General features: G+C 62.8%; 30 protein-coding genes. 14 read left to right on the plus strand and 16 right to left on the minus strand.

Translation table 11 applies throughout. The annotated features are described in order from the left end of the window. Nucleotides 1–265 precede the first annotated feature (265 nt). Complete coding sequence (locus NKI32_RS06885) at nucleotides 266–553, plus strand: FAD assembly factor SdhE (protein WP_023753310.1); 288 nt, start codon at nucleotides 266–268, stop codon at nucleotides 551–553. A gap of 10 nt (nucleotides 554–563) precedes the next feature. Continuing rightward, nucleotides 564–4055, plus strand: coding sequence for a transcription-repair coupling factor (mfd, locus tag NKI32_RS06890; RefSeq protein WP_353002355.1), 3492 nt, complete (start codon nucleotides 564–566; stop codon nucleotides 4053–4055). On the opposite strand, the gene NKI32_RS06895 is transcribed toward mfd, so the two are convergent. Next, nucleotides 4052–4660, minus strand: a complete 609-nt coding sequence (locus NKI32_RS06895; protein WP_198021009.1) for a hypothetical protein — start codon at nucleotides 4658–4660, stop codon at nucleotides 4052–4054. The genes mfd and NKI32_RS06895 overlap by 4 nt on opposite strands. Nucleotides 4661–4929: 269 nt before the next feature. On the opposite strand from NKI32_RS06895, the gene NKI32_RS06900 reads away from it, so the two are divergent. Then, complete coding sequence (locus NKI32_RS06900) at nucleotides 4930–6303, plus strand: class II 3-deoxy-7-phosphoheptulonate synthase (protein WP_353002357.1); 1374 nt, start codon at nucleotides 4930–4932, stop codon at nucleotides 6301–6303. A 58-nt stretch (nucleotides 6304–6361) separates the two neighbouring features. On the opposite strand, the gene NKI32_RS06905 is transcribed toward NKI32_RS06900, so the two are convergent. From NKI32_RS06905 to NKI32_RS06915, 3 genes are all read right to left on the minus strand, one after another. Next, nucleotides 6362–7132, minus strand: coding sequence for an RES family NAD+ phosphorylase (locus NKI32_RS06905; protein WP_023734445.1), 771 nt, complete (start codon nucleotides 7130–7132; stop codon nucleotides 6362–6364). Further along, nucleotides 7092–7490: an antitoxin Xre/MbcA/ParS toxin-binding domain-containing protein gene (locus tag NKI32_RS06910; protein ID WP_353002359.1), complete on the minus strand. Its 399-nt coding sequence runs from the start codon at nucleotides 7488–7490 to the stop codon at nucleotides 7092–7094. Before NKI32_RS06910 ends, NKI32_RS06905 begins: the two co-directional genes overlap by 41 nt. A gap of 105 nt (nucleotides 7491–7595) precedes the next feature. Further along, the gene (locus NKI32_RS06915) at nucleotides 7596–8666 is read right to left on the minus strand and encodes a GGDEF domain-containing protein (RefSeq protein ID WP_023681555.1); all 1071 of its coding nucleotides are present in this window, start codon (nucleotides 8664–8666) and stop codon (nucleotides 7596–7598) included. A 338-nt stretch (nucleotides 8667–9004) separates the two neighbouring features. On the opposite strand from NKI32_RS06915, the gene NKI32_RS06920 reads away from it, so the two are divergent. The 3 genes from NKI32_RS06920 (at nucleotide 9005) to NKI32_RS06930 (ending at nucleotide 10490) form a co-directional block, all read left to right on the plus strand. Next, nucleotides 9005–9424 carry a GFA family protein gene (locus NKI32_RS06920; RefSeq protein WP_023725736.1) on the plus strand — a complete coding sequence of 140 codons (420 nt, stop codon included), beginning with the start codon at nucleotides 9005–9007 and terminating at the stop codon, nucleotides 9422–9424. 75 nt (nucleotides 9425–9499) lie between these two features. Further along, complete coding sequence (locus NKI32_RS06925; RefSeq protein ID WP_023667554.1) at nucleotides 9500–9859, plus strand: diacylglycerol kinase; 360 nt, start codon at nucleotides 9500–9502, stop codon at nucleotides 9857–9859. A 43-nt stretch (nucleotides 9860–9902) separates the two neighbouring features. Beyond that, complete coding sequence (locus NKI32_RS06930; protein ID WP_353002361.1) at nucleotides 9903–10490, plus strand: hemerythrin domain-containing protein; 588 nt, start codon at nucleotides 9903–9905, stop codon at nucleotides 10488–10490. 3 nt (nucleotides 10491–10493) lie between these two features. On the opposite strand, the gene NKI32_RS06935 is transcribed toward NKI32_RS06930, so the two are convergent. Both NKI32_RS06935 and NKI32_RS06940 read right to left on the minus strand, forming a co-directional pair. After that, on the minus strand, nucleotides 10494–11102 hold the full coding sequence (locus NKI32_RS06935) for a DedA family protein (RefSeq protein WP_023688331.1): 609 nt from the start codon (nucleotides 11100–11102) through the stop codon (nucleotides 10494–10496). After that, entirely contained in the window at nucleotides 11099–11662 is a 564-nt protein-coding gene (locus tag NKI32_RS06940) for a DUF1003 domain-containing protein (RefSeq protein ID WP_023691179.1), read from the minus strand. The genes NKI32_RS06935 and NKI32_RS06940 overlap by 4 nt, the downstream gene beginning before the upstream one ends. 91 nt (nucleotides 11663–11753) lie before the next feature. Here NKI32_RS06940 and NKI32_RS06945 point away from each other — a divergent pair, with 91 nt between their 5' ends. The 6 genes from NKI32_RS06945 to NKI32_RS06970 all read left to right on the plus strand — a co-directional run bounded on the left by NKI32_RS06945 (nucleotide 11754) and on the right by NKI32_RS06970 (nucleotide 18808). Further along, the gene (locus NKI32_RS06945) at nucleotides 11754–12470 is read left to right on the plus strand and encodes a DNA-3-methyladenine glycosylase I (RefSeq protein WP_353002363.1); all 717 of its coding nucleotides are present in this window, start codon (nucleotides 11754–11756) and stop codon (nucleotides 12468–12470) included. A 62-nt stretch (nucleotides 12471–12532) separates the two neighbouring features. Beyond that, complete coding sequence (locus tag NKI32_RS06950; protein WP_353002366.1) at nucleotides 12533–14248, plus strand: NAD+ synthase; 1716 nt, start codon at nucleotides 12533–12535, stop codon at nucleotides 14246–14248. Nucleotides 14249–14282: 34 nt separating this feature from the next. Continuing rightward, the gene (locus NKI32_RS06955) at nucleotides 14283–15167 is read left to right on the plus strand and encodes an SPFH domain-containing protein (RefSeq protein ID WP_353002368.1); all 885 of its coding nucleotides are present in this window, start codon (nucleotides 14283–14285) and stop codon (nucleotides 15165–15167) included. A 13-nt stretch (nucleotides 15168–15180) separates the two neighbouring features. Continuing rightward, complete coding sequence (locus NKI32_RS06960) at nucleotides 15181–16131, plus strand: diacylglycerol kinase catalytic domain-containing protein (RefSeq protein ID WP_027050400.1); 951 nt, start codon at nucleotides 15181–15183, stop codon at nucleotides 16129–16131. Between the two features lie 70 nt (nucleotides 16132–16201). Beyond that, nucleotides 16202–16612 carry a GNAT family N-acetyltransferase gene (locus NKI32_RS06965; protein ID WP_353002370.1) on the plus strand — a complete coding sequence of 137 codons (411 nt, stop codon included), beginning with the start codon at nucleotides 16202–16204 and terminating at the stop codon, nucleotides 16610–16612. Between the two features lie 390 nt (nucleotides 16613–17002). Further along, nucleotides 17003–18808 (plus strand): ABC transporter ATP-binding protein, encoded by a 1806-nt coding sequence (locus NKI32_RS06970; protein WP_353002372.1) that lies wholly within the window; start codon nucleotides 17003–17005, stop codon nucleotides 18806–18808. Between the two features lie 43 nt (nucleotides 18809–18851). Here the strand turns inward: NKI32_RS06970 and NKI32_RS06975 are convergent, their stop codons facing one another. From NKI32_RS06975 to NKI32_RS07005, 7 genes are all read right to left on the minus strand, one after another. After that, nucleotides 18852–19265, minus strand: coding sequence for a GFA family protein (locus tag NKI32_RS06975; protein ID WP_353002374.1), 414 nt, complete (start codon nucleotides 19263–19265; stop codon nucleotides 18852–18854). Nucleotides 19266–19285: 20 nt separating this feature from the next. Beyond that, on the minus strand, nucleotides 19286–19750 hold the full coding sequence (locus tag NKI32_RS06980) for an SRPBCC family protein (protein WP_352740017.1): 465 nt from the start codon (nucleotides 19748–19750) through the stop codon (nucleotides 19286–19288). After that, entirely contained in the window at nucleotides 19747–20067 is a 321-nt protein-coding gene (locus NKI32_RS06985; protein ID WP_023741436.1) for an ArsR/SmtB family transcription factor, read from the minus strand. The genes NKI32_RS06980 and NKI32_RS06985 overlap by 4 nt, the downstream gene beginning before the upstream one ends. A gap of 185 nt (nucleotides 20068–20252) precedes the next feature. Next, nucleotides 20253–20750 (minus strand): NUDIX hydrolase, encoded by a 498-nt coding sequence (locus NKI32_RS06990; protein ID WP_352538227.1) that lies wholly within the window; start codon nucleotides 20748–20750, stop codon nucleotides 20253–20255. Between the two features lie 207 nt (nucleotides 20751–20957). After that, complete coding sequence (gene gpt, locus NKI32_RS06995) at nucleotides 20958–21458, minus strand: xanthine phosphoribosyltransferase (RefSeq protein WP_023667540.1); 501 nt, start codon at nucleotides 21456–21458, stop codon at nucleotides 20958–20960. A gap of 87 nt (nucleotides 21459–21545) precedes the next feature. Continuing rightward, nucleotides 21546–22379 carry a universal stress protein gene (locus NKI32_RS07000; RefSeq protein WP_023735339.1) on the minus strand — a complete coding sequence of 278 codons (834 nt, stop codon included), beginning with the start codon at nucleotides 22377–22379 and terminating at the stop codon, nucleotides 21546–21548. A gap of 98 nt (nucleotides 22380–22477) precedes the next feature. Then, nucleotides 22478–23218: a competence/damage-inducible protein A gene (locus NKI32_RS07005; protein WP_023667538.1), complete on the minus strand. Its 741-nt coding sequence runs from the start codon at nucleotides 23216–23218 to the stop codon at nucleotides 22478–22480. A gap of 174 nt (nucleotides 23219–23392) precedes the next feature. Here NKI32_RS07005 and NKI32_RS07010 point away from each other — a divergent pair, with 174 nt between their 5' ends. Together NKI32_RS07010 and NKI32_RS07015 are read left to right on the plus strand one after the other, a co-directional pair. Then, nucleotides 23393–24388 (plus strand): alpha/beta fold hydrolase, encoded by a 996-nt coding sequence (locus tag NKI32_RS07010; RefSeq protein ID WP_353002377.1) that lies wholly within the window; start codon nucleotides 23393–23395, stop codon nucleotides 24386–24388. Nucleotides 24389–24453: 65 nt separating this feature from the next. Beyond that, nucleotides 24454–24723 carry a hypothetical protein gene (locus tag NKI32_RS07015; protein WP_352650251.1) on the plus strand — a complete coding sequence of 90 codons (270 nt, stop codon included), beginning with the start codon at nucleotides 24454–24456 and terminating at the stop codon, nucleotides 24721–24723. A 117-nt stretch (nucleotides 24724–24840) separates the two neighbouring features. Here the strand turns inward: NKI32_RS07015 and NKI32_RS07020 are convergent, their stop codons facing one another. The 3 genes from NKI32_RS07020 to NKI32_RS07030 form a co-directional block, all read right to left on the minus strand. Beyond that, a complete protein-coding gene (locus NKI32_RS07020) occupies nucleotides 24841–25080 on the minus strand; it encodes a DUF2188 domain-containing protein (RefSeq protein WP_023667535.1) in 240 nt (79 codons plus the stop codon). 59 nt (nucleotides 25081–25139) lie between these two features. Beyond that, nucleotides 25140–25418, minus strand: coding sequence for a DUF982 domain-containing protein (locus NKI32_RS07025; protein ID WP_032891817.1), 279 nt, complete (start codon nucleotides 25416–25418; stop codon nucleotides 25140–25142). Nucleotides 25419–25502: 84 nt separating this feature from the next. Continuing rightward, the gene (locus tag NKI32_RS07030) at nucleotides 25503–25787 is read right to left on the minus strand and encodes an SH3 domain-containing protein (RefSeq protein WP_353002379.1); all 285 of its coding nucleotides are present in this window, start codon (nucleotides 25785–25787) and stop codon (nucleotides 25503–25505) included. Nucleotides 25788–25792: the final 5 nt, after the last annotated feature.

Raw genomic sequence — 25792 nt, forward strand, 5'->3', positions numbered from 1 at the left:
GGTGGGGGTAGGTGCGCGTCTAACTTTCGAGGAAGTCGGTAGGTCAGCGCCGCACCCCCACCCCGTCTCACTCGCTTCGCTTTGCGAAGCGTGCTCGCCGACCCTCCCCACAAGGGGGAGGGTGAAGTGCGGGCGGTGTCCGGCACCAGCGTTGTCAGGAGTGTTCTTCACACCCGGGATGTTTAGCCGCCCACCCGTGCGTTGCAAGGCTGACACCGCCCTCTATCCACGCTATATGCGCCGCACCAAGCAAGGATGCGGCACGATGACCGGAACGAAACGATCGAGCGAGGGGCTGGATATCAGGCGCCGCAAGCTGTTGTTCCGCTCCTGGCATCGCGGGATGCGCGAGATGGACCTTATCCTCGGTACCTTTGCCGACAACGAGATCGGCGCCTTGACCGGCGATGAAATCGACCAATATGAAAAGCTCCTCGACATTCCCGACACCGAATTCCTGCCCATGGTCACCGGCGAAGGCCCGGTTCCCGGGAATATCGACTGTGCCGTCCTGCAAAAGATCCTGGCATCGCGCCGGACCATGACATTTTAAACGTGCAACCATGAGCCTCATTCCCAAAATCGGTCTGCCGAAAGGCCGTGCCGGCCAGTTCATCGTCGACGGCGTTGCCGATGGCTACGAAGCCTTTGCGCTGGTGCAGGCGATCCATGAGATTGCGCCTGACAAACCGGTGCTGTTCGTGGCGCGCGACGGCCAGCGCCTGCCGTCGATCATCGAGGCGCTGACCTTTGCCGCCCCCGGCCTGCCGGTGCTGGAGTTGCCGGCCTGGGATTGCCTGCCCTATGACCGCGTTTCGCCAGGCTCCGATGCCGCCGCCAAGCGGCTCGATGCCCTGACGGCGATGATCGCGCTGGCGAAAAAGCCGCATCGCGCGGTCATCCTGACCACTGCCAATGCGCTGCTGCAGCGCATTCCGCCGGCCGATCTGGTCGAAGCGCAGACTTTCCACGCAAGGCCCGGCAACCAGATCGACATGAACGCGCTGGTGTCCCGGCTGGAGATTTCCGGCTTCGAGCGGGTGCCGACGGTGCGCGGTATCGGCGAATTCGCCGTGCGCGGCGGCATCCTCGACCTTTACGCACCCGGCTGGACGGAAGCACTGCGGCTCGATTTCTTCGGCGACACGCTGGAATCGATCCGCGTCTTCGACGCTGCCACGCAGCGCACCACCGGCCAGCGCAAGTCGATGGCGCTGCAGGCGATGAGCGAAGTGGCGCTGACGCCCGAAACCATCAGCCGCTTCCGGCGCTCCTATATCGAAGCCTTTGGCGCGCCGCAGCGCGACGACGGCCTTTATGCGGCGGTGAGCGAAGGGCGGCGCTTTGCCGGCATGGAGCACTGGCTGCCGCTGTTCTACGAGCGGCTGGAGACAGTGTTTGATTATCTGCCGGATGCGCCTGTCATCTTCGACCATCTGGCGCACGAAGCGCTGGCTGAGCGTCACACGCTGATCCTCGACCACTACGAAGCGCGCCGCAAACAGGCCGACGCCGCCTTGAAGGACGCCGTGCCCTACAAGCCGGTGGCGCCGGAACTGCTCTATCTCTCACCGGAAAACCTCGTGGCGTCGCTCGGACCGCGCGAAGCCATCGACTTCACCGCCTTCGACGCGCCCGATGTCGGGGCCAAGAAGGTCTTCCATGGCGGCTCGCGCCATGGCCGCAGCTTTGCCGAGGAACGGGCTGACCCAAACATCAACGTCTTCGATGTCGTCGTAAAACACATCGCCGACGAGCGCGCGGCGCGCCGGCGGGTCATCGTCGCCGGTTGGACCGAAGGATCGCTCGATCGGCTCGGCCAGATCCTGGCCGAGCATCATCTCGGCAATCTGGTGCCGGTGGCGACGTTGGCCGAAGCCGAAAAGCTCGAGCCGGGGCAGGCGGCACTCGCCGTGCTGCCGCTGGAATCCGGCTTCGAGACCGAACAGCTGGTTGTCGTCGCCGAGCAGGACATTCTGGGCGACCGGCTGATCCGCCGCTCGAAGCGCAAGAAGCGCGCGTCGGATTTCATCGCCGAGGCCTCGTCGCTGTCGGCCGGCGACATCGTCGTCCACGCCGATCACGGCATTGGCCGCTTCATCGGCCTGCGCACCATCGAGGCGGTCGGCGCGCCGCATGACTGCCTGGAAATCCACTATGCCGGCGACGACCGGCTGTTCCTGCCGGTGGAAAACATCGAGCTTCTGTCGCGCTACGGCTCTGACACAGCCGAGGCGACGCTGGACAAGCTCGGCGGCGGCGCCTGGCAGTCGCGCAAGGCGCGGCTGAAGAAGCGCCTGCTCGACATGGCCGGACAGCTGATCCGCATTGCCGCCGAGCGCCAGATGCGTACCGCGCCGCCCATGGTGCCGGCGGAAGGGCTTTACGGCGAATTCTCGGCGCGCTTTCCCTATGAGGAGACCGACGACCAGCAGGGCGCGATCGATGCCGTCGTGGACGATCTCGGCGCCGGCAAGCCGATGGACCGGCTGATCTGCGGCGATGTCGGCTTCGGCAAGACCGAAGTGGCGTTGCGCGCCGCCTTCATCGCGGCGATGGAAGGGTTCCAGGTCGCGGTCGTGGTGCCGACGACGCTGTTGTCGCGCCAGCATTTCAAGACCTTTTCGCAGCGCTTCTCCGGCCTGCCGATCCGCGTCAGCCAGGCCTCGCGGCTGGTCGGCGCCAAGGAACTGGCGGAAACCAAGAAAGGCATCGCCGAGGGGCAGGTCGACATCGTCATCGGCACCCATGCACTGCTCGGGTCGGCGATCTCGTTCAAGAATCTCGGCCTGCTGATCATCGACGAGGAGCAGCATTTTGGCGTCAAGCACAAGGAACGGCTGAAGGACCTCAAGACCGACGTCCACGTGCTGACGCTGTCGGCGACGCCGATCCCGCGCACGCTGCAGCTTGCCTTGACCGGCGTGCGCGAACTGTCGCTGATCGCCACGCCGCCGATCGACCGCATGGCGGTGCGCACCTTCATCTCGCCTTTCGACCCGCTGGTCATACGCGAGACGCTGCTGCGCGAACGCTATCGCGGCGGCCATTCCTTCTATGTCGTTCCGCGCATCAGCGATCTCGCCGAAATCCATGATTTCCTGCGCGAATCCGTCCCCGAGCTGAAGGTGGCGGTGGCCCATGGCCAGATGCCGCCGGGCGAACTCGACGACATCATGAACGCCTTCTATGACGGCCAGTACGACGTGCTGTTGTCGACCACCATCGTCGAATCCGGGCTCGACATTCCGACCGCCAACACGCTGATCATCCATCGCGCCGATATGTTCGGCCTGTCGCAGCTCTACCAGCTGCGCGGCCGCGTCGGCCGTTCCAAGGTGCGGGCATATGCGTTGTTCACGCTGCCGGCCAACCGCAAGCTCACCGACACGGCCGAGCGCCGGCTGAAGGTGCTGCAGTCGCTGGACACGCTTGGCGCCGGGTTCCAGCTCGCCAGCCACGACCTCGACATCAGGGGCGCCGGCAATCTACTCGGCGAAGAACAATCCGGACACATCAAGGAGGTCGGCTTCGAGCTCTACCAGCAGATGCTGGAAGAGGCGGTGGCCGAGGTGAAGGACTCCGGCGAGGTCCAGGACGGCGGCTGGTCGCCGCAGATCGCTGTCGGCACGGCTGTCATGATCCCGGAAAGCTACGTGCCGGACCTGCAGCTCAGGCTGGCGCTTTACAGGCGCCTTGGCGATCTCGAAAATACGGAGGAAATCGACGCCTTTGGCGCCGAGCTGATCGATCGATTCGGTCCGCTGCCGGAGGAAGTAAAACATCTGCTCAAGATCGTCTTCATCAAGGCACTCTGCCGCAGGGCCAATGTCGAAAAACTCGATGCCGGCCCCAAGGGCGTCGTCATCCATTTCCGCAAGCGCGAGTTTTCCAACCCGGTCGGGCTGGTCAAGTACATCGGCGAACAGGGCTCGCTGGCCAAGATCAGGGCCGACCACAGCGTGGTCTTCATCCGCGACTGGCCGACAGCCGAGAAGCGTCTGGCGGGCTCGGCTGTCGTCATGACGCAGTTGGCGCGGCTGGTGGCCACCTAGACTTTCGGATGGAAATTCGACTGCAACTGCAGGTCGGATGCCGAGAACGTGCCGGCGCCGACGATGACGTGCCCGGCAGGCACGGTGAAGCCGCGCGCGGCGCCGGCGCCTTTCAGCAATCCGGCCCGGCGGTCGGGGTCGGGCTCACGAAAACTGCCGCCCGGTTCCAGCCGGCAACTGTCGACCGTGATTGCACCGAGAAGCTGGCTGCCTGAACCCAGCACCGTTTCGCCGAAGACCGCCGCGCCGTTGAGATAGCGGCCTTGATCGCCGATCACGATCGAGGCTCCCGGCCTGTTGGCCTTTGCAGTAAAACCGCCTTCGCCAAACTGGTTGCGTGAGCCGACGCGGATTGCGCCGGCGGATGCTTCGAACAGTGTGTTGGCGTGGAAAATGTTGGCGTCGCCGATCTCCAGCGCGCCACCGTCGGTGCAGAACAGGTAGACGCCGGGGAAGAAGACGTTGCCTCGCCCGATGACGGCGCCTGCGGAAATCAGCGTGGAGTAGGGGTCGTAGATCACGTTGCCGCGCTCGGACAGGCCAACCACCTCTTCGATCGTAAACAGGCCTTGCTCGCGGCGCACGCGGTCAAGGTAGGCGGACACGGACATAGGGACTCCATGGAATTGTTGCGCAGCGGACGATGACCGGCGCGACTAGATCGGTGAGGATCGATTCTGGCACCAAGGGATATTGCACAGCCGTCGCGAAGATAAGAAGCCAAAGTGGGTCGCGGCATGGAGCTCCCCATCATTCGCCAGCGCTTGAATTCCGGTCTAGAATAGAAAATCGGCTTCGTGTATGGAGCCGCCATCCCCATATGGGGCGGGAATGGCGGGCAAAAGCCTGCTGGAAAGAGCGTTTGGGTGCAGCGATGACGAAATGGTCGCCGAATTCTTGGAGAGCAAAGCCGATCAAGCAGGTTCCTGCCTATCCGGACCTCGCCGCGCTGAAGAACACGGAAGCCCAGCTCGCCACCTTTCCGCCGCTGGTTTTTGCCGGTGAGGCGCGCAAGCTGAAGAGGCAGCTTGCGGCTGTCGCTGCCGGCGACGCATTCCTTCTGCAGGGCGGCGATTGCGCCGAGAGTTTCGCCGAGCATGGCGCGGACAACATCCGCGACTTCTTCCGCGTCTTCCTGCAGATGTCGGTGGTGCTGACTTTCGCCGGCGCGCAGCCGGTGGTGAAGGTCGGCCGCGTTGCTGGTCAGTTCGCCAAGCCGCGCTCGTCCGACAATGAGACCAAGGGCGAGGTGACGCTGCCGAGCTATCGCGGCGACATCATCAACGGCATCGAGTTCGACCCGAAGTCGCGTATTCCCGACCCGGCCCGCCAGGAGATGGCTTACCGCCAGTCGGCGGCGACGCTCAACCTGTTGCGCGCCTTCGCCCAGGGCGGCTATGCCAGCCTGGAGAACGTGCATAGCTGGATGCTGGGTTTCGTCTCCGACAGCCCGCAGGGCGAGAAATACGGCAAGCTCGCCAACCGCATCACCGAGACGATGGACTTCATGAAGGCCGTCGGCATCACCTCGGAAACCAACTACGCCTTGCGCGAGACCGATTTCTACACCAGCCACGAAGCGCTGTTGCTGGGCTATGAAGAGGCGCTGACCCGCGTCGATTCGACGTCGGGCGACTGGTATGCAACCTCCGGCCACATGATCTGGATCGGCGACCGAACCCGCCAGCCCGACCATGCCCATGTCGAATATTGCCGTGGCATCAAGAACCCGCTCGGCCTCAAATGCGGTCCGTCGCTGACGCCGGATGGTTTGCTGGAGCTGATCGACCTGCTCAATCCGGAGAACGAGCCGGGCCGGCTGACGCTGATTGCCCGCTTCGGCTCCGACAAGGTCGCCGACCATCTGCCGAAGCTGGTGCGCGCGGTGCAGAAGGAAGGCCGCAGCGTCGTGTGGTCGTCCGATCCGATGCACGGCAACACGATCGAGGCCGCCGGCTACAAGACGCGGCCGTTCGACCGCATCCTCAAGGAAGTGCAGACCTTCTTCGAGGTGCATCGCGCTGAGGGCACGCACCCCGGCGGCATCCATGTCGAGATGACCGGCAAGAATGTTACCGAATGCACCGGCGGCGCCCGCGCCATCACCGCAGAGGAATTGCAGGACCGCTACCACACCCATTGCGACCCACGCCTTAACGCCGACCAGGCGATCGAATTGGCTTTCCTCGTCTCCGACCTGTTGAAGAAGAGCCATCCCGTGCAGCACAAGCAGGCGGCCAACGGCTGAACCCGTTTTCAGATTGAAGTGGAAAGCGCCGGAGAGATCCGGCGCTTTTTCGTTTTGATCAACGCCCGCGTTCCCAGCGCAATCCGTTGAGCCGGGGATCGTTGGCAAAGGCGGTTCTGGAAAACTCGATGCGCCTTTCCGGAAATTCGCAGATCGCCTGGACGCCGAGGGAGCCCAGCCGGATGCGCCATGTGTGCGGCTCCAGCGGCTTGGCCTTGGTAAAGCCGCGGCATGTCAGCAGCGCCACATTGACGCCCTTCGGGTCGCGCGCCGAACGGTAACGGATCGCCTCCAGCCCAGCCTCACGCGCGACATCGGCAATCGCCTGGCTGGCGGCATAGTCGGTCGGATGCGTCCAATGGGCCCGGTCGCGGTCGAGCGGCGGCCGCGTCAGGTCGATGGCCTTGTCGGTACGGATCGCGGCGGCGAAGGCGGTGTATTCGGCGGCGTCGTGCGGCCATGGCGTGTCGGGCGAATCGGCGAAGAACAACAAGCGGTAGAAGGCCATTTCGGCGACCGCCGTCATGATCGTCTCCGCGGCATAGTAGACACCCAGGGTGCGGCCAGCGCGGCGGAAGCGCGAGCCGTAGGGATAGATCGAGCCGTAGCGGAAGGGCGTCGCCAGGAGATAGTGGAGATGCCGGCATTCCATGGGGATTTGCGGCTTGGTCTCCTCGATCAGATCCTCGAGCAGCGCCTGTTCGTCCAGCGTGTCGACGATCTTCAGCGTCGAGACGCGGTGCTGCGCCTCGACCATGCGCCAGTATTTGCCGTCGAGCCGGACGGCTTCAGACGAGAGCGCGTCGGGAGTCCAGATAGGCAATGACATCGACAAGCCCGGTAATAGTGAGGATCTTTTCAAGCGGGCTGCCATCGAAAGCCGTGTTGGCGTTCTTCAGCCATGCCCGGGCTATCGTCTCGTCACCGCCGACAATGGCATCGAGCGAACGGAACAGCCGCACGAACAGCACCGCGAGTTCGAACGGCTTGGTGCCGCGCTCCAGCAGGAATTCCTGCCTGCGCATGCGTGAAACCGTGGCTTCCGAGACGCCGATGATCGACGCAAGCACCCTGGCGGTTATATCGAAGAGTTCGGCGGCGCGCAGCGTGGCCTTGGTCAGAACCGCGTTTTCGGCCGCCTTCGCGGTCAGATCAGGGGCGGCAGCATTGGGTGGTGTAACAGACATGGCCTCTCTCTTTCCATGGAAAATATAGTCCACGGAAATTCATATGGAAAGAGGCGGGATCCGATAAATTTGCCTGTGCCCGGGAATTGGCTGCACGCCGAAGCGTCAGTCTTTCTTGTAGAGCAGCCAGTTCTTGCCGGTGCGGCCGGCCATTGTCGAGTGCCGGGTGACGCGGTTGCGCCCGCCAACCTTGGAGCGGTAGAGCGCCCGGTCCGCCTTGGTGTAAAGATCCTCCGGGCTTTCCGCTTCGGAAGCCATGCAGATGCCCATGGAAACGGTCACCGTGCCGTAATTGGCGCCGGTCTGGCTGCTGGTGAACGGCGTCTGTTCGATCAGCACGCGGATGCGTTCGGCGATCTCGTAAGTGGTATCCTCGCTGGCGCCCTCGACGATCAGCGCGAATTCCTCGCCGCCGGTGCGGGCAACGAACATGTCTTCACGGATGCTGGTCTGGAAGATTTCAGCGACGATCTGGATGATCTTGTCGCCGACCGGGTGGCCGTAGCGATCGTTGACACCCTTGAAATGGTCGATGTCGGCAAGGATCAGGGCGTTGAACAGGATCCCCTTGTTGGAGGTGTAAATCGCCGTGATTTGCTTGTCGAAGGCGCGGCGGTTCCAGATATGCGTCAAGGGGTCGGTGTCGGCGAGCCGCTTGTACTCCTCAAGCTTCGACTTGACGCTCTCCAGTTCCGCCGTCTTGTCGCTCAGCGTGGTTGCAACCTGCTTGCCGTGGTCGAGGGTCGAGTTGGTGGCCGCCGCCATGGCGCTGGCGACCTTCTGCAGCAGATCCTGCGAAAGCAGGCTGCGGTTGGCGAGGCCACTCGATGTCTCATCGAGGATCTTGCCGTATTTCTCGATATGGCTACGTTCGCTGCGCAGCAGCAAGGCGATGTCCTCGAGTTCCCTGGCCAGCACGTCGCGCGCCTGCTCGACAATGCCGGGACCGTGATGCTGGGCAAAGAAAGCGCGGCCGATGCGGTCGAGATCGTCCTGCGTCGGCTGGTTGCCCAGCGCGACGACGGCCAGGCCGAGTTCGCGATTGGTGCCTTTCAGTGCTTCGTAGAAGATTTCGTAATTGCGCGGCAGGCCAAGCACGCCGAGCTGACGCATGGTCGCCACAACGGCTGTTGCAATGTCGCTGTTTCGGTCGGTCTGGACGGCTGCCGGCTGCATGTTCTGTTCACTCTGCCTCTGGGAACCATCGCAGACCGTGCGAGATGCCGCCGACCGGAGAGTGCCAGCCGTATTTCGGATCATCCTGCGAAAGACACGTCCCCAATCGCGACATTCGCTTGGCAACGACCATAGATGCGCCGGCGCTAAAGTTTCCTTAATGTGCCGCCAGGTAACGCGTCCGTTCTACCGCAGGCTGCAGAAATGGTTTGCAAAGATCCTGAGGTCAGGTCCGAACACGCCCACCCCATGTCGCATTTGCCGGTGCCCGGCTGCGGCAAAACTGAAATCCTCTCGGCCAGCGGCGAAGCCGTGGACGATGGCTGGTGGAGGTAGGGATGAGCAACAACCACAGCGGATCTTGCCTGTGTGGAGCCGTGCGTTTCCAGACGCGAGGGCCGTTGCGCGGCGTCATTTATTGCCACTGTTCGCAGTGCCGCAAGCAGAGCGGGCATTTTTACGCCGCGACCAACGTCGCCGACGGCGACATCACGATAACCGGCGCCGACAACATCAGCTGGTACGAATCGTCTTCCTTTGCCAAGCGCGGCTTTTGCAAGATCTGCGGCTCGGTGCTGTTCTGGAAGCCGGGTCAGAATGCGTATGTCTCAGTTCTGGCCGGATCGTTCGACAACCCGACCGGGCTCGAAGGCCAATGCCACATCTTTGTCGGCGACAAGGGCGATTACTATACGATCGACGATGGACTGCCGCAGTTCGAGAAGTCGACGCCGACGATCAAGGTTGCGGAGGAGTGATTTTGCGGCGGCTGCCTTATTCCCTTGATCCAGCCATTGCGATATCCCCTGCCGGTGATTCGAAGGGGATGCGGCATGCAGCGGCTGATCGGTGCTTACTTCAATTCTGTGCGAGCCTTTCGCAAGCTCGCCGCCAGCGAAAGGGCATTTCAGCAGGAACTGATGCTGCTGGTGCTGGCGCTGCCGCTCGGCTGGTTCGTCTCGGTCTCGTGGCGCGGCTACGCGCTGTTGATCGGCGCGGTGCTGCTGCTCATCATGGTCGAAGTGCTGAACACCGGCATCGAGGCAGCCTGCGATGCCTTCAGTCGCGAGTTCAACGTCGACATCCAGCTCGCCAAGGACTGCGGCTCGCTGGCGGTGCTGATTTCGGTTGTTATCGTCGCCGGCGTCTGGGGAATCGCCCTCATCGAGCGCATCACGGGACTACCGATCTGATCTGAACGCTCCCATATGTTAGTCACCAAAGGAGACTGACGTCGTGGAAGCCAATTTTCTGCTGCTTGAAAGAGCCGGCCTGCCGGAAGACCTGCGCTGGCTGGCGGAAAAATATCCGCGCGAGACATGGCAGGGTCACGCCAACATCCACGGCATGGCAAACATGTGGCTGCAGCGGCACGATATGTTCCGAGAGCTGGGCGGCATGCTCACCAACGGCATTGGCGACTATCGCGAAGGCAGGCTGACGGCGCCGGATTTCGCCCGCTGGTTCGCGCCGCGGCTGAACCACTTTCTAGGCAATCTCGACGGCCACCACAATGTCGAGGACTACCAATATTTCCCGGCTTTCGCCAAGGCGGAGCCGCGCCTGAACCGCGGCTTCGAAATCCTCGATGCCGACCATCACACCATTCATGAGGGGTTGGAGCGCAACGTCGAGACGGCGAACGCCTTCATCCGCACGCTCGAGGAGAGCGAGGACAGGCAGCGCTTCGCCGCCGAGGCCTATGCGGACGAGAACAGCCGGCTGATCGCCATGCTGAAGCGGCATCTGGCCGACGAGGAAGATCTCATCATCCCGCTGATCCTCGATCGCGGCGACCGGGCTCTGGTCGAGGACGACGACTGAACCTTACGATGTGGTTTCGCTGTCGCGGGCGTCCTTGGCGCGCTCCTTGCCGGCGACGGTGCGGGCGATGAGCCAGGCAAGGATGGCGACACCCAGACCTATGGCAAGCGCGATCAGCAGCCGTTCGTGATGGAGCAGTGCCTTGCCTATCATCTGCTCGGCGCCGAGGCCGAAGACGTAGCCGATGCCGCAGAACAAAGCCGCCCAGACCAGCGACGACACCGCGTTGAGGATAACGAAGCGCGCTACCGAAATGCTGGCGAAACCGGCCGCGATGCCGCCGACCAGGCGCAGGCCATAGATGTAGCGGTTGGACAGGACGAAGATGTTGGGATGGGACGAGACGAGACGGTAGGCGTGGTTGAAGCCGGGCCTCGCCTTCAGTTTCAGCACCCTGGGATGGTCGGCAAAGCTGCGGCCGAGAATGAAGAAAAACGTGTCGCCGACGAAGGCGCCAATGGCGGCCGTGAGGAAAGCCTTCCAGAGGATGAAGACATGCTGATGGGCGAAGAAGCCGCCGAGGATGGCCGCACTTTCGCCTTCGGCGACACAGCCCAGGAAAACCGCGATCAACCCATATTGCTCGATGAGGTGATGGACGATCCCGGTCATTGAGAGGTTTGCCGGCCCGACAGTTTTTCGTCTATGCGGTTCACCTGTTCGGCCAGGCGCGCGATGTCCTCGCGCACGCCGATGATCTGGCTGTGGCGCAGTTCGTCCAGCTTTTCATGCAGAGCCATGATCTCGATCTCGGCCTTGAGGTTGACCTCATAGTCATGCGCGGCGTCGATGCGGTCGCGCGCGGCCTGTCGGTTCTGCGACATCATGATCACCGGCGCCTGCAAGGCGGCGATCATCGACAGCACCAGGTTGAGGAAGATGAAGGGGTAGGGGTCGAACGAGTCTCGCCCGAGCAGCCACCAATTGGCGCCGATCCACAGCACCAGGAAAGCAATGAAGGACAGGATGAACGTCCACGAGCCGCCGATGCGGGCAATGGCATCGGCGATCCGGTCGCCGGCGCCCTGAAGGCCGGTGAGGCTGTCGTTGATATCCTGCGAGATGGGCTTGCGGTCGACAGTGCTCTGCAACACCCGCCGCTCGAGCTCGCTGAGGCCCTCCGGCGTTCGCTTCAGCCAGCGGTTGGCCAGTTCTGGCACGGTCTTGTGCATGGATGTCTCCATAGGAAAAGCGTCGGCTTGGCAGCCTCGTTTGCATATAGGAAGATGGCGTTTCGTCAAAAGCGCGGCGCGAGGATGCAGGATGCCCGATTTCGCGAAGATTCGCGCCCGTGCTGCAAAACGCAAAGGCGGCGACGCGGTGCTGACCTCGCTGCTCGGGCCGGCGCCTGAAAATGCCGCCGTGGCTGACATTACGGACGATCGTATCCTCTCGACAATGGCCGAGCGGGTGTTTCCCGCCGGCTTCGTCTGGCGCGTTATTGAACAGAAATGGCCCGGGTTCGAGGACGCGTTTCTCCATTTCCAGCCGAAACGGCTGTTGTTTCAACCTGATGACTTCTGGCACGACCTGACGGCTGATCAACGCATCGTGCGCAACCCGCAGAAGATCAAATCTGTCCGCGACAACGCCGCCTTCGTTGAGCGTGTGTCGAAGGAACATGGCGGTTTCGGCAAATTCCTCGCGGAGTGGCCTGACGACGACCAGGTCGGGCTGATGGCGTATCTCGGCAAGCATGGCAGCCGGCTTGGCGGCAACACCGGCCAGTATTTCCTGCGCTGGCTGCAATGGGACGCCTTCGTCATCTCGGCCGATATGGTCGCGGCTTTGCGTGACGCCGGCCTCGACATCGCCGAAAGTCCGACGTCGAAGAGGGATCTCGACAGGATTCAGGCGCAGATCAACAAATGGGCGCAGGAAACCGGCCTGCCGCGCCGGCACATCTCGCGCATTCTGGCGATGTCGATCGGAGAGAACCATTCGCCGCAATCGCTGCGCGAATATATGGGCGATGACTGATCACCGAATTGGTCCAAACGAACGCCATTGCCCGGGCAAATTTGCCGCGCTAAACCGCAGGCATGACCCAGAAGACCGCACCCGATATTCTGCGCATCGCCGTTGCCCAGCTCAACCCGACGGTCGGCGATGTCGCCGGCAACCTTGCCAAGGCGCGTGAGGCAAGGGCGGATGCCGCCCGCCAGGGCGCCGACATCGTGCTCTACACCGAGCTTTTCCTTGCCGGTTACCCGCCGGAGGACCTGGTGCTGAAGCCGGCCTTCCTCAAGGTTTGCGAGAAGGCCGCGCAGGACTTCGCCGGAGATACCTCCGATGGCGGGCCGGGCGTCATCATCGGCACGCCGCTGAAGCGCAAGAGCGGCACCCACAATTCGATCATCGTCGCCGATGGCGGCAAGATCCTCGCCGAGCGCTACAAGCTCGATTTGCCAAACTATGGCGAGTTCGACGAGAAGCGCGTCTTCCAGGCCGGGCCCGAGGCTCAGGGACCCGTCAACTTCCGTGGTGTGCGCATCGGAATTCCGATCTGCGAGGACATCTGGGGCGACGTCGGCATCTGTGAAACCCTGGCCGAAAGCGGCGCGGAAATCCTGCTGGTGCCGAACGGCTCGCCCTACTACCGCGCCAAGATGGACGTGCGCCATCAGGTTGTTATCCGCCAGGTCATCGAGACCGGTTTGCCGATGATCTATGCCAATCAGATTGGCGGCCAGGATGAGCTGATCTTCGACGGCGCCTCTTTTGCCATCGGCGCCGACAAGACGCTCGCCTTCCAGATGAGCCAGTTCGAGGAAACTGTCGATGTCACCACCTGGAAGCGCAACCGCGTCGCCGCAGGCGCGCAAGATGCAGAAAACTCTGACGGCTGGGTCTGCTCGGAAGGGCCGATGTCGAAAATCCCCGAGCGCGAGGAGGCGGACTACCGCGCCTGCATGCTCGGCCTGCGCGACTACGTCAACAAGAACGGCTTCAAGAACGTCGTGCTGGGTCTCTCCGGCGGCATCGATTCGGCGATCTGCGCCGCATTGGCCGTCGATGCGCTCGGCGAGGAGCGGCTGCGGGCGGTGATGATGCCCTACCGCTATACCTCGGAGGATTCGCTGAAGGATGCCGAGGATTGCGCCCGTGCGCTTGGCTGCCGCTATGACATCGTGCCGATCTTCGAACCGGTCGAGGGTTTTCTGCATACGCTGACGCAGCTTTTCGAGGGCACCAAGGAAGGCATTACCGAGGAAAATTTGCAGAGCCGCGCGCGCGGCACGATCCTGATGGCGATCTCCAACAAGTTCGGCTCGATGGTCGTCACCACGGGCAACAAGAGCGAGATGTCGGTGGGCTACGCCACGCTTTATGGCGACATGAATGGCGGCTTCAACCCGATAAAAGACCTCTACAAGATGCAGGTCTATGCGCTGTCGCGCTGGCGCAACAGCCATGTGCCGCCGGGCGCGCTCGGTCCCTCAGGCGAGGTGATCCCCAGGAATATCATCGACAAGGCGCCGTCGGCGGAATTGCGCGAGAACCAGACCGACCAGGATTCGCTGCCGCCCTATCCGGTGCTGGACGACATTCTGGAATGCCTGGTCGAGAACGAAATGGGCGTCGACGACATCGTGGCGCGCGGCCACGACCGGGCGACGGTGACGCGCGTCGAACATTTGCTCTACATTGCCGAGTACAAACGCCGGCAAGCGGCGCCGGGTGTGAAGATCACCCGGAAGAATTTTGGCCGCGACCGCCGCTATCCCATCACCAACCGTTTCAGGGATCGCGGCTAAACATCTGATTAAATTGATGAACCTTGGGGGACGCATGTTTATCAGCTATTTCAAGGGAACACCTGAGTATCACATCCTGCGCTTCAAGAACGGCAAGATCAGGGAGCAGGGGCGCGGCATCTCCTTCTGGTACGGCACGTTCGGCACCACGATAGCGATGGTGCCGGTGACGTCGCTCGATAACCCCTTCATCTTCACCGAGACGACGGCGAATTTCCAGGATCTGGCAATCCAGGGGTCGGTCAGCTACCGCATCATCGATCCACTCAAGGCAGCCGAAGGTTTTGATTTCAGCGCCAAGCTCAGCCGTGCCGACGTCGTCGGCGACGGCCGGGAGAAGATCGCCGAGCGCCTGGTGCTTGCGATACAGAGCCGCGCCCGCGCGGTGGTTTCGAGCATGACGCTGGAACAGGCGCTGGCCGAGGTGACCAAGCTCGGTGGCAATCTCGCCGAACTCCTGCGCAACGATCCGATTGCCGCGACCGCCGGCCTGTCGATCGAGGAGGTTCACATCACCTCGGTCCAGCCGACGCCGGAGATCCGCAATGCGCTCCAGACCGAATATCGCGAGGCGCTGCAGCGCCAGGCCGATGCCGCGATCTATGGGCGCCGTGCCTGGGGCGTGGAGAAGGAGCGCGAGATCAAGCAGAGCGAGCTGGCGACCGAAATCGAGCTTGCCGAACGCAACAAGCTGCTGGTCGATACCGAGGCGCGCAACAAGCTGACGCTTGCCGAGGCGGAAGCCAAGGCCCAACAGCTCGAACTCACCGTCTATTCGTCGGCGCCGGCGCACGTGCTCACGGCGATGGCCTTCAAGGCCTGGGCGGAAAAGGGCGGTTCGGTCGGCAATCTGTCGATCACGCCTGATATGCTCACCAGCGCGCTCAGCCAGCTTTCCACTCCGAAAGCCGGGTCCTGAAAGGCAAGCTCGGGTGGCAAGCGACCAGAGCGGCAGGCCGATCGACCGGGTGATCGTCGTCACCCGCAAGACCGAGCTGGAGGAGCTGACGACGCGCTTCAACACGCAGGGACAGGCGCGCTTTTATCTCCGGCAGGCCGGCATGAATTTCGACCCGGTCAAGGCGGCGCATGACGTCTATCACCAGGCGCTCGACCGGGTGATGGGTTCGCTTCCCCAAGGCCTCAAACAGTTGCGGCTCGACCGCGAACTGGTCCCGCAGTTCGAATTCGGCTCCGACGCGGTGATCGCGCTCGGTCAGGACGGGCTGGTGTCCAACACCGCGAAGTACCTCCCGTACCAGCCGCTGATCGGCATCAACCCGAACCCGGCGCTTTTCGACGGCGTGTTGCTGCCGTGGAATGCCGACGATACCGAAAAGGTCCTCGGCCTGACGATCGCCGGCAAGGCGAAGCGCCAGGCGGTGGTGATGGCCGAAGCGCGCTCCAATGACGGACGCCGGCTGATCGCCTTCAACGATCTGTTCGTTGGCGCCTCGACGCATGTCTCGGCGCGTTACGAGTTGACCTATGGCGGCAGGACCGAGCGCCAGTCGTCGAGCGGCATTATCATCTCCACGGGCGCCGGCTCTACCGGCTGGCTGCGCTCGGTTATGGCGGGCGCCGCGGGACTGGCCGCGGCCTATGGTGACAACTCCGTGCCGACCGTGCCGCCGCAAGGCTATGACCGCGAAGGCGAACAGCTGTTCTTTTCGGTGCGCGAACCGTTTCCGAGCAACACGACCGGCGTGTCGCTTGTGCATGGCGTCATCACCCGCGACCGGCCGCTGGTGGTTTCTTCGCGGCAGAGCAGGGGCGGCGTCATCTTCAGCGACGGGATGGAGCTCGATTTCGTCGAGTTCAATTCCGGCACCGACGTGACCATCGCGATCGCCGACCAGAAGGCCTATCTCGTGGTGCCATAAGCGCGCCACGTGGGCAGCCAAATCACCGGCCGGACTGAATTCGGCCGCCCTCCATTCTTTGCGAGGCACCATGCCCGACTGTGAGATCAGCTTCGACATGTCACGGATCGATTTCCGGGCGACCTCCGATCTGTTGATGGCGAGTTATTGGGGCGCCGGCCGCAGCGATGACTTTCATCGCCGCGCCTTTGCCAACTCGTTCTGCACCGCGGCCTATATCGACGGGAACCAAGTCGGTTTTGGCCGGGCCATCACCGACCGTACGGTGTTTGCCTATCTCGCCGACATCATCATCTGGCCGCAGCATCGCGGCCAAGGCATTGACACGCAACTGGTGCGGGCGCTCATCGACCACCCTGAACTCAGCACGGTCTCGCACTGGAGCCTGTCGACCAGTGACGCGCATTGCCTTTATGAGAAGCTGGGCTTCAAGGCATCGACCGACGGCCGCTACATGCGCCTCGATCGCAACCCGGAATGAGGCTCAGGCGAGGGGGTTGGCCGGCTGTTGTTGCAAAATAACCTCACTGGTTCGGCCAGTTACGCTTTGCCACGTGCCCGGCCTTGGCGATCCTTCATGGCGTCTCTATAAGGACCGCTCCGCAAGTATCTTGCGGGAGGTCCGAATGGCAGTATTTTACATGGTAATGCGAGGCCGCGAAGTCTAGGTCTCACTGGCGTCCGGCGAAGGTTTGTCCTTCGCACCGATGCCGGGTCGAGTACAGGCTTCTGCCGATGCCGGTCGCCACCCGACAAACCGGGGCGCGCCGCCACCTATGCCGAACCTCCGCAGCCCCGGGCGAATTGCCCAGCGCGGTTTTCAATTTTCAGACCTTACCGGGACCGGGCAGATTTGCGCCCGGATGACATCATGGCTCGTTTTCGAATCGATCTGCGTGCAAGCGCCTTTCGCAGCGTTCTTGGCTTCACGCTCAGCCACTGGCGGCGCCAGCCGTGGCGGCTTTCGCTGATCATGGGCAGCTTCCTGCTGTCGACCCTGGCCGACGTCTTGACGCCGCTCTATTCCGGCCGGCTGGTCGACGCCGTCGCCAGCAGTGCGTTGGCTGACGATGTCGCGTGGAATGCGGCAATGGCGGCGTTCTCCGCGCTCATCGCTTTGGCGCTGACCGGCGTGGTGCTGCGCAACCTGGCCTTCATGGGCATTGTCGAGCTGACGCTGAAGATGATGGCCGACGTCGCCGCCGACGCGTTCCATCGCGTGCAGCGCTTCTCAACCGACTGGCACGCCAATAGCTTTGCCGGATCGACGGTGCGCAAGGTCACGCGCGGCATGTGGGCTCTCGACCTGCTCAACGACACCATCCTGATTGCGTTGCTGCCGTCGGTCGCCATGCTGGTCGGCTCGACGTTGCTGCTCGGCTGGTTCTGGCCGCTGATGGGGCTGGTCGTGGCAGTCGGCTCGCTGCTGTTCATCACCGTGACGGCGCTGCTGTCGCTCGGCTATGTCGCGCCCGCGGCACGGCTCGCCAACAGCTGGGATACGCGGCTTGGCGGCTCGCTTGCCGATGCCGTGAGCTGCAATGCCGTGGTCAAGGGTTTCGGCGCCGAGACGCGCGAGGAAGCGCGGCTTGCCAAGGTCGTCGCCAAATGGCGCGCGCGGACCAGCCGCACCTGGGTGCGCGGCACCATCAACGGCACGACGCAGGGCGCCATGCTGCTGGTGCTGCGGACGGCAGTAATCGGCCTGTCGCTGATGCTGTGGGCCTGGGGCCAGGCAAGTGCGGGCGATGTCGCCTTCGTGCTGACCTCGTTCTTCGTGCTGCAGGGCTACCTCAGGGACATCGGCACGCATATCCGCAATTTGCAGCGTTCGGTCAACGACATGGAGGAACTGGTCGATTTCCAGTCGCAACCGCTCGGCGTCGAGGACCGGCCCGGCGCCAAGCCGATCCGGATCACGCATGGCCACATCGCCTTCGATAACGTCACCTTCCACTATGGTAGCCATCGCTTGCCGCTCTACCGCGACTTTTCGGTGGAGATAGCGGCGGGCGAGCGGGTCGGACTGGTCGGCCATTCCGGCTCGGGCAAGACGACCTTCGTGAAGCTGATCCAGCGTCTCTATGATGTCAGCGGCGGCAGGATCCTGATCGATGGCCAAGACATCTCCCAGGTTGCACAGGCGTCGCTGCGCGCGCAGATTGCCATCGTCCAGCAGGAGCCCATCCTGTTCCACCGCTCGCTGGCGGAAAACATCGCCTATGCCCGTCCGGACGCCACGCAGGCCGAGATCGAGCATGCCGCCAAGCTCGCCAGCGCGCACGACTTCATCACCGGCCTGCCGAAGGGCTACGGCACGCTGGTCGGTGAACGCGGCGTGAAACTGTCGGGCGGCGAGCGCCAGCGGGTGGCGATCGCGCGCGCCTTCCTGGCGGATGCGCGCATCCTGATCCTGGACGAGGCGACATCGAGCCTCGATTCGGAATCGGAAGTGCTGATCCAGCAGGCGATGGAGCGGCTGATGGTCGGCCGCACGACGCTGGTCATCGCGCACCGTCTGTCGACGGTGCGGGCGCTGGACAGGCTGCTCGTGTTCGACCGTGGCAAGATCGTCGAGGAAGGCTCGCATGACGAGCTGATCCGGCTGAAGGGCGGCATCTACCGCCGCCTGTTCCAGCGGCAGGCGCTGGAACTGACCAAGGGCCTGGTGATCTGAGTTGAACGCAGAGCCCTATCCGAGGGATAGGGCTCTGCTTGGTTCATCCAGGCATTCGCTCGAATGGCTGAAGCGCTGGGTCGATCGTGTCCCAGACGTGGCCGCGCACGGTGTAGGTGACCGCCTGCGGGTCGAACTGGCCGGGATCGTCGAGGCTCGTGGCCTGGATCGCCGTCACCTCCGGCATGGCGACGAACGTTACGTAGACCGGCGTGCCGCAGGTCGGGCAAAAGGCCTGGGCTTTTTCATTGCCGCTGTCGGCGATCATCCGCCATGTGCTCGGCTCGCCGGTGATCTTTACGTCAGTGCGCCGGCCGAAGGTCACATAGGAACAATGGCCAGTACCGCTGCGCTTCTGGCAATCGAGGCATTGGCAGTGGTTCTGAAAGATCGGCTCGCCGCTGGCCTCATAGCGGATCGCGCCGCAGGCGCAGCCGCCGGTAAAGTGCTTGGTCATCGTCGTTCTCCGCGGTTGCTTCAGGCCGATTTCGGCTTGGCGAAAAGGTCGATGCCCGTGCCGGTTTCGAGGAAGGATTTCATACTGGACAGCACGGCCGGCCAGCCTTGGCTGATGCCTTTGGCCATGCCGCTGCCGGCTTCGAGCTCGTCATGGCTGACGGTCAGCTTGACCATGGTGTCGTATTCCTCGATGGCGAACGTCACCCGGCTGTGCTTGGTGGGATCGTCGGCCTGCGAGGCGTTGGCCCAGCTCATGACCAGGCGTGTCGGCGGCGAGATTTCGACGACCTCGCCGACGAGTTCGACGGTCCGTTCCTCATTGGCGCGGATGTGTTCCCATTTCGAGCCGGGCTTCCAGTCGGAGACGTTTTCGTGGCCCCAGTAGCGCTTGGCGATATCGGGCCTGGTGATGGCTTCGAACACCTTTTGTGGCGTCGATCTGATGTAGGTCACGTAGACAAAACTGGTGGTTTCCCGGGTCATTGGTCGTCTCCTTCGAGTTCTTGTTTCAGGTCGTGCAGCAGGCTCAGCCGCTGCCGTTCGAATTTTCGCACCCACCGCTCGTAGACTTCGTGCAGCGGCACGGGGTTGATGAAATGCAGCTTCTCGCGGCCACGCTTGACCGTGCTGATCAGATTGGCCGCCTCCAGAAGATCGATGTGCTGGGTCGCGGATTGCCTTGCCATGTCGAGGTTTTGGCAAAGCTCGCCCAGCGTCTGGCCGTTCTTCTCACACAGAAGATCGAGCAGCATTCTGCGGGTCGGGTCGCCCAGCGCTTTGAAAACCTTGTCGGCGTCCATTGGTCTCACTCATCTTGAAGACACAATATGCAGGTAAATGCCTGCATGTCAAGCTGTGGCTAAGCTTGGCCTGAAGGGGAGGGATTTATAGTGTCGGATTGCTGGCGCGCGGAGCGAAGCACCGAGCCCGGAATCGGGGCAAGAACCGGTGCGGGCGCGCAGGACTATGCAGCGGTGGCTGTGAGCTAGGCTCTAACGACGAACTTGTCGGGATCGCCGCAGAAATGGGCGATGATCTGGCAGAGGTCCGGTTCGTTGACCATGCGTACGGCCTCGGCCCCATTGACCCATTTGCGGGTGCGCGCGCGCTTTTCCTTCCAGCGGTCGGCAACGTGCTCGACCTGCAGCGGAAACACCAGCACTTCGCAAGGGACTTCCTCGCCGGACGCGAGGGCCTTGGCGTAGAAGTAACGACCGGCCTCGAAAAGCGAAATCTTGCCACGCAATCCGGCTTCCTCGCCCGCCTCGCGCGCCGCTGCCTCGCAGAGCGGCTCCCTGGCCTCGGGCCAGCCCTTCGGCAGCACCCAACGCCCGGTGTCTCGGCTGGTGATCAGCATGATCTCGACGCCGTCTTCGTTATTGCGCCATGGCAAAGCGGCAACCTGCAGGCGACAAGGCGAAGTGCCGAAGAGCTTGCGGACCCTTTCAGCCAGATGATCGTGTGTCGCCGGTGTCGTCAGCATCAGTGAAAGCTACCCCAGCCCTCAGAATCGTTAGCCGCCGTATGAATCTTACCGACAAGTGTAAGTCTTAAAAGTAAAAAACATCACACCGACCCGTCAAACTCCGCCAACAGCTGTCGATTCGACAGAATATGTCCCTTCCAGTGCCTGTTTTCATAGCAGACGGGGCGGGTTTGGCCGTCTGGGCAGAAATGGGGCTGGCGCGAATCAGCCTGCGTGATCGTCGGCGATCGGCTTCTGGTAGGTGAAACCCATGTCCCAGGGAAAGTAGATCCAGGTGTCCTGACTGACTTCGGTGATGAAGGTGTCGACCAGCGGCCTGCCTTTCGGCTTGGCGTAGACGGTGGCGAAATGCGCCTTTGGCATCATGGCGCGCACGATGCCTGCCGTCTTGCCGGTGTCGGTGAGGTCGTCGATGATCAGCACGCCCGCGCCATCATCGGCGAGCAGCGCCGGGGTGATCTCCTTCAGCACCTGCAACTGCCCCTGGCTGGTGTAGTCGTGATAAGAGGCGACGCAGACCGTCTCGATGACGCGTATGCCGAGTTCGCGCGAGATGATGGCGGCGGGAACCAGGCCGCCACGGGTGATGCAGACGATGGCCTTCCACTGTCCCTTGTTGGCGCCGGCAAGCCGCCAGGCGAGCGCCCGGGCATCGCGGTGGAACTGGTCCCAGGAGACCGGAAAGGCTTTTTCGGGAAGGGACATTCTGCACTCCGCGCGCACCATTGTGGAATGCGCGCGGAATTAACTGGAAAGTCAGGGCATTGGCAAGGGCGGGGCCAGTCTGTGGAGTTACCGCGACAAAAAGGCCGCAACCGGCACGCTGCGCAACACGGTGCGCGTGACGCCGCCGAACAAAAGCTGACGCAGCCAGGAATGGCTGTAGGCGCCGAGCACCAGAAGGTCGGCTCCGGTCTCGGCGATCCGGGTCTGGATGACGTCATCGACCGAAGCATTACCCGATTTTTGCACCGACACGCTGACCGTTGCGCCATGCCTGGAGAGTGCCGCGGCGATCTCGGCGCCGGCGGCTTCCGGGTTGTCATCCAGCGTATCCGGCGGATCGATGACCAGAATGTCGGTTTTCTCGGCCTCGATGATGAAGGGCAGCGCGTCGAAGGCGGCACGCGCCGCCTCCTTGCTGCCGTTCCAGGCCAGCAGCACATGTTTGAATGTGGTGACCAACGGCCCCTCATGCGGCACCACCAGCACCGGCCGGCCGGCATCGTAAACCAGCGTGTCGACATCGGCGCTCTGGTCGCCTCCGGTCTCGCGCTGCGCGGCAATAATCAGATCGGCGGCGCGCACGCTGGAAATACCCGTCAGCGCGCTGTCGCCGGAAAAGCTCTCGAGGCTGCGCCATTCGAAGGAAAGGCCGGAATTCTCGATCTGCCGAACGAAAAGCGCCTGCAATTTCTCGGCGCGCTCGCGGTTCATGTCGGCGGAGACCTGCAGGAACTCGGTGTCGGGGAAGCCGGTTGCCGAGGTGTAGGGAACGGGCAGCGCTTCGGCATGGATGCCGATGAGATGGCTTTCGAACCGGTCGGCAAGCGGGATGGCGCAGTCGAGCACGCGTTCGGCGTCCTGTTCGTTCTGCAATATGGCGACGATGGTCTTGAAGCGCATGCGAAATCCCTCAAATCTGCCGGCGCGTGCTGCGCCCGAGGGAAAACGTGGGAGTGCGGTGCTTGGTTCCGGCCCGGCGATGGGCCGCGAACCCAGGGTCAATTGGCGGCGGTGAAGCCGGCCACCATCGCCTCGACGTCCTTGCGTGCCGAATCCAGCGCCTCCTGGCTGCGGGCGCGGACGACCAGCTCCGTCCAGAACTTGCCGTCGCCATATTTCGGATACGAGCCGATGATGGTGTCGGGATGCGCCTTCTGGATATCGCCCAGGGGACCACCGATCAGGCCTTCGCCGAACGGGCAATGGACGGTGGCCGACAGCATCTTGGTGCCGGCCTTCAGCGTCGGCACGACATTGTCGAGCATGGCCTGGAAAATCGCCGGTACGCCGGCCATGACATGGACGTTGCCGATGCGAAAGCCGGGCGCGACGGAGACCGGATTGTCGATATGGTCGGCGCCGCGCGGCATGCGCGACATGCGCTTGCGGGCCTCGGTGTATTCGATGCCGCGCGCGGCATAGCTCTCGCCCAGCATGGCATAGGCCTTGGCGTCGTATTCGCACGGCACCCCAAAAGCCTTGGAAATCGAATCGGCGGTGATATCGTCATGCGTTGGGCCAATGCCGCCGGTGGTGAAGACATAGGTGTAGCGGGCGCGCACGGCATTCACCGCAGCGACAATCTCGTCCTCCTCGTCGGGAACGATCCGCACTTCCTTCAGGTCGATGCCGATGGCCGTCATGATGTCGGCGAGGTGGCCGATATTTTTATCCTTGGTGCGGCCGGACAGAATCTCGTCGCCGATGACAAGCATGGCGGCAGTGACGATTTCAGGCATGGAAGGCTCCGGCAAACAGGCCCATTGGCAGACAAGGTCGCCTGGGGCAGAAAGAAGGTCGCCTGAGATAGCGCGCCATCGAACTGGCGGCAATGCCGACACAAGCCGCCATCTGCCTTGCCGAGCGTTCGTCAGTGGGTGATGGTGCGCGCCGGTCCGCTTCCCGGGTGAAACATGCTGGTATCGATTCTGCTTTGGCTTGTCGCCGGCCTGTCCGTGCTGGCTCTCGTCATCGTGGCCTGCCTGGTGGCCGCTACGCTCTGGATTGCCGCCAAGGCCGGAAGGCTGGTGCCGGCCAGCGGAAACTTCGTCGAGATCGACGGCAGCCGCATCCATTATGTCGAAACGGGCGAGGGACGGCCGATCCTGTTCGTGCACGGACTTGGCGCGCAGCTCCACCAGTTTCGCCACACGCTGTTTGAGCGCTTTGGCCCCGGTTGCCGGCTGATCGCGCTCGACCGGCCGGGATCGGGCTATTCGGTGCGGGCCAAAGGAGCCACCGGCCGCTTGCCTGAGCAGGCCGAGATCATAAGGCGCTTCATCGAAACGCTGGAAAGGCCGCTTGTGGTCGGGCACTCCCTGGGCGGCGCCGTCGCGCTGACCCTGGCCGTGGAGCATCCCGGCGCGATTTCCGGCATCGCTTTGCTGGCGCCGCTGACGCATCTGGAAGCCGGCGCCCGCGAGAAAGCGGGCCTGCTCTATATCCGTTCGCGGCTTTGGCGCTGGATCATGGCCTACACCGTCGCGATACCGACAAGCCTCAGATATGCGCGGCAGACACTGGAGTTCATCTTCGCGCCGCAGGCCGTTCCCGCCGACTACATGATCGATGGCGGCGGATGGCTCGGGCTGAGGCCAAGCCATTTCCATGCAACCTCCACCGATTTCGTAGCGGTCGAACAGGATCTTGGCCGCATCGAAGAGCGCTATGAAGAGATCGCCATGCCGGCCGGCATTTTCTTCGGGACAGCCGATCGCGTCATCGCCATGCGCATACATGGGGAGCCGATGAAGGACAGGATCGAAGGGCTCGATTTCGAGACGGTCGAAGGCCTCGGCCACATGCCGCAATTCGACGAGCCGGACCGCGTCATCACCTTCATCAAGCGCATTGCCGAGCGGACATTCGCCGGCCAAGACCTCACCACAGCCTCACAACAATTTCACTGAACCATTCGGCTGATATCCGGTTTTACCCCGTGTCGCACCCAAGGCGGCAGATACGGAGTAATTCAATGTACAGGAAAGTTTTTGCAGCATCCGTGCTGACGATAGGTCTTGCCACATCGGCGATGGCGCAGTCATCGGACGGCACGTATTCCAACGATCACAGCTGGTGGCCGTTCGGGAACGAGCAGTCATCGACCGTCGACCAGAGCACCACCGGCAGCATCAATGCCGACGGCAGCCAAGGCTATGGCGCTACGGGGCCGTGCGCCTCCGACCCGTCAGGACCCTACGGAAATGTGAGGCCCAACGTGAACGATCAATATTGCGGCAAGTGATCAAGCCGCGGCTTCGACTGACCGGGCAGGATGTCCCGCCTGTTTGTTTGACGCAATTCCCCAGGGAATTGCTTAGGCGAGCATCAACGGCCGGCAGCGAAAGCTGAGGGGCAAAGATCAGTCGGAAACTTCAGTCTGCGGCCGGTCGCGGCCGTCGGCCAGTTCGTCGTGCCACTTGCCTTCGGCATCCTCATACTGGATGCCGTCCGTGGCGCCGGCGATCTGCTGTTCGGCCGAGGCGATCTCGGCGGCGCGCAGCGCATCCTGGTGGGTCGGGAATGTCTCCGAGAATGTCGAACCGACCTTGTAGGCCCAGCCCCCGTCATGCTCGACGATCTTGTAAGTCAGCTTCGCCATGAAATCCTCCGGTTCGTCCGTCCGCTCAATGCGGCCCGTTTTTCATTGCAATTTGGGCTTCAATGCAACTTGGCGTCTGGCAGCCGGTCTTCGGGAACCAGCACTTCCGATTCCTTGGCCGCTTCGATCAAGGCCCTGCGTGCATCGGCCGTCGAACGATAACCTTCCAGCACTTTGAGGCAAGTGTCGAGAGCATCACGATGGCGCGGGCCGCGATTGAGCGGCCACACCGTCATCAGACACTCCGCCGCTTCCTGGGTGCTGCGGATCTGGCGATATTTGCCGACATGGCCGAGTTCGACCACGACCGGGGTTTCAAAAGGTTTGTTATCCATGATGGCCGCAACGCAAAGCAGCCAATATGGTTGCAAAAATGGCCGTCAGCCTGCGCCCAAACGTCTCACCAACCGCAATCGTTGGTCTCAGTAACCGCAGTCGTTGCGCAGCCAGCGGGCGTTGGCCCAGCCGGTCCGTCCGCCGATTTCGACCTGGTACCAGTTGCCGCGGCGGTCGAAAATCTCGGTGTGGTCGCCATTGAACAATTGCCCGATCATGCGCGACGACAAGTTCGGCCGTGCGCGCATAGCGAGAAACCCGCTGCCGGTATCGAGATCGTAGTGCCTGGACAGGCCGTGCACCGTGCCTTCGCAATATTGCGCGCCGACCGGAGACGACGCGGCGAACGACAGCGCGACCACCGTCGGCACTGCCT

It is taken from the genome of Mesorhizobium sp. M0761 (assembly GCF_040320205.1).
In the GTDB taxonomy this organism is placed as follows: Bacteria; Pseudomonadota; Alphaproteobacteria; order Rhizobiales; family Rhizobiaceae; genus Mesorhizobium.

What these genes read in the sequence shown, in the direction of transcription:
- NKI32_RS06885 (WP_023753310.1), top strand. Translation starts at nt 266, where the DNA reads ATGACCGGAACGAAACGATCGAGCGAGGGGCTGGATATCAGGCGCCGC.
- mfd (WP_353002355.1), top strand. Translation starts at nt 564, where the DNA reads ATGAGCCTCATTCCCAAAATCGGTCTGCCGAAAGGCCGTGCCGGCCAG.
- NKI32_RS06900 (WP_353002357.1), top strand. Translation starts at nt 4,930, where the DNA reads ATGACGAAATGGTCGCCGAATTCTTGGAGAGCAAAGCCGATCAAGCAG.
- NKI32_RS06905 (WP_023734445.1), bottom strand. Translation starts at nt 7,132, where the DNA reads ATGTCATTGCCTATCTGGACTCCCGACGCGCTCTCGTCTGAAGCCGTC.
- NKI32_RS06910 (WP_353002359.1), bottom strand. Translation starts at nt 7,490, where the DNA reads ATGTCTGTTACACCACCCAATGCTGCCGCCCCTGATCTGACCGCGAAG.
- NKI32_RS06915 (WP_023681555.1), bottom strand. Translation starts at nt 8,666, where the DNA reads ATGCAGCCGGCAGCCGTCCAGACCGACCGAAACAGCGACATTGCAACA.
- NKI32_RS06920 (WP_023725736.1), top strand. Translation starts at nt 9,005, where the DNA reads ATGAGCAACAACCACAGCGGATCTTGCCTGTGTGGAGCCGTGCGTTTC.
- NKI32_RS06925 (WP_023667554.1), top strand. Translation starts at nt 9,500, where the DNA reads ATGCAGCGGCTGATCGGTGCTTACTTCAATTCTGTGCGAGCCTTTCGC.
- NKI32_RS06935 (WP_023688331.1), bottom strand. Translation starts at nt 11,102, where the DNA reads ATGACCGGGATCGTCCATCACCTCATCGAGCAATATGGGTTGATCGCG.
- NKI32_RS06940 (WP_023691179.1), bottom strand. Translation starts at nt 11,662, where the DNA reads ATGCACAAGACCGTGCCAGAACTGGCCAACCGCTGGCTGAAGCGAACG.
- NKI32_RS06945 (WP_353002363.1), top strand. Translation starts at nt 11,754, where the DNA reads ATGCCCGATTTCGCGAAGATTCGCGCCCGTGCTGCAAAACGCAAAGGC.
- NKI32_RS06950 (WP_353002366.1), top strand. Translation starts at nt 12,533, where the DNA reads ATGACCCAGAAGACCGCACCCGATATTCTGCGCATCGCCGTTGCCCAG.
- NKI32_RS06955 (WP_353002368.1), top strand. Translation starts at nt 14,283, where the DNA reads ATGTTTATCAGCTATTTCAAGGGAACACCTGAGTATCACATCCTGCGC.
- NKI32_RS06965 (WP_353002370.1), top strand. Translation starts at nt 16,202, where the DNA reads ATGCCCGACTGTGAGATCAGCTTCGACATGTCACGGATCGATTTCCGG.
- NKI32_RS06970 (WP_353002372.1), top strand. Translation starts at nt 17,003, where the DNA reads ATGGCTCGTTTTCGAATCGATCTGCGTGCAAGCGCCTTTCGCAGCGTT.
- NKI32_RS06975 (WP_353002374.1), bottom strand. Translation starts at nt 19,265, where the DNA reads ATGACCAAGCACTTTACCGGCGGCTGCGCCTGCGGCGCGATCCGCTAT.
- NKI32_RS06980 (WP_352740017.1), bottom strand. Translation starts at nt 19,750, where the DNA reads ATGACCCGGGAAACCACCAGTTTTGTCTACGTGACCTACATCAGATCG.
- NKI32_RS06985 (WP_023741436.1), bottom strand. Translation starts at nt 20,067, where the DNA reads ATGGACGCCGACAAGGTTTTCAAAGCGCTGGGCGACCCGACCCGCAGA.
- NKI32_RS06990 (WP_352538227.1), bottom strand. Translation starts at nt 20,750, where the DNA reads ATGCTGACGACACCGGCGACACACGATCATCTGGCTGAAAGGGTCCGC.
- gpt (WP_023667540.1), bottom strand. Translation starts at nt 21,458, where the DNA reads ATGTCCCTTCCCGAAAAAGCCTTTCCGGTCTCCTGGGACCAGTTCCAC.
- NKI32_RS07000 (WP_023735339.1), bottom strand. Translation starts at nt 22,379, where the DNA reads ATGCGCTTCAAGACCATCGTCGCCATATTGCAGAACGAACAGGACGCC.
- NKI32_RS07005 (WP_023667538.1), bottom strand. Translation starts at nt 23,218, where the DNA reads ATGCCTGAAATCGTCACTGCCGCCATGCTTGTCATCGGCGACGAGATT.
- NKI32_RS07010 (WP_353002377.1), top strand. Translation starts at nt 23,393, where the DNA reads ATGCTGGTATCGATTCTGCTTTGGCTTGTCGCCGGCCTGTCCGTGCTG.
- NKI32_RS07015 (WP_352650251.1), top strand. Translation starts at nt 24,454, where the DNA reads ATGTACAGGAAAGTTTTTGCAGCATCCGTGCTGACGATAGGTCTTGCC.
- NKI32_RS07020 (WP_023667535.1), bottom strand. Translation starts at nt 25,080, where the DNA reads ATGGCGAAGCTGACTTACAAGATCGTCGAGCATGACGGGGGCTGGGCC.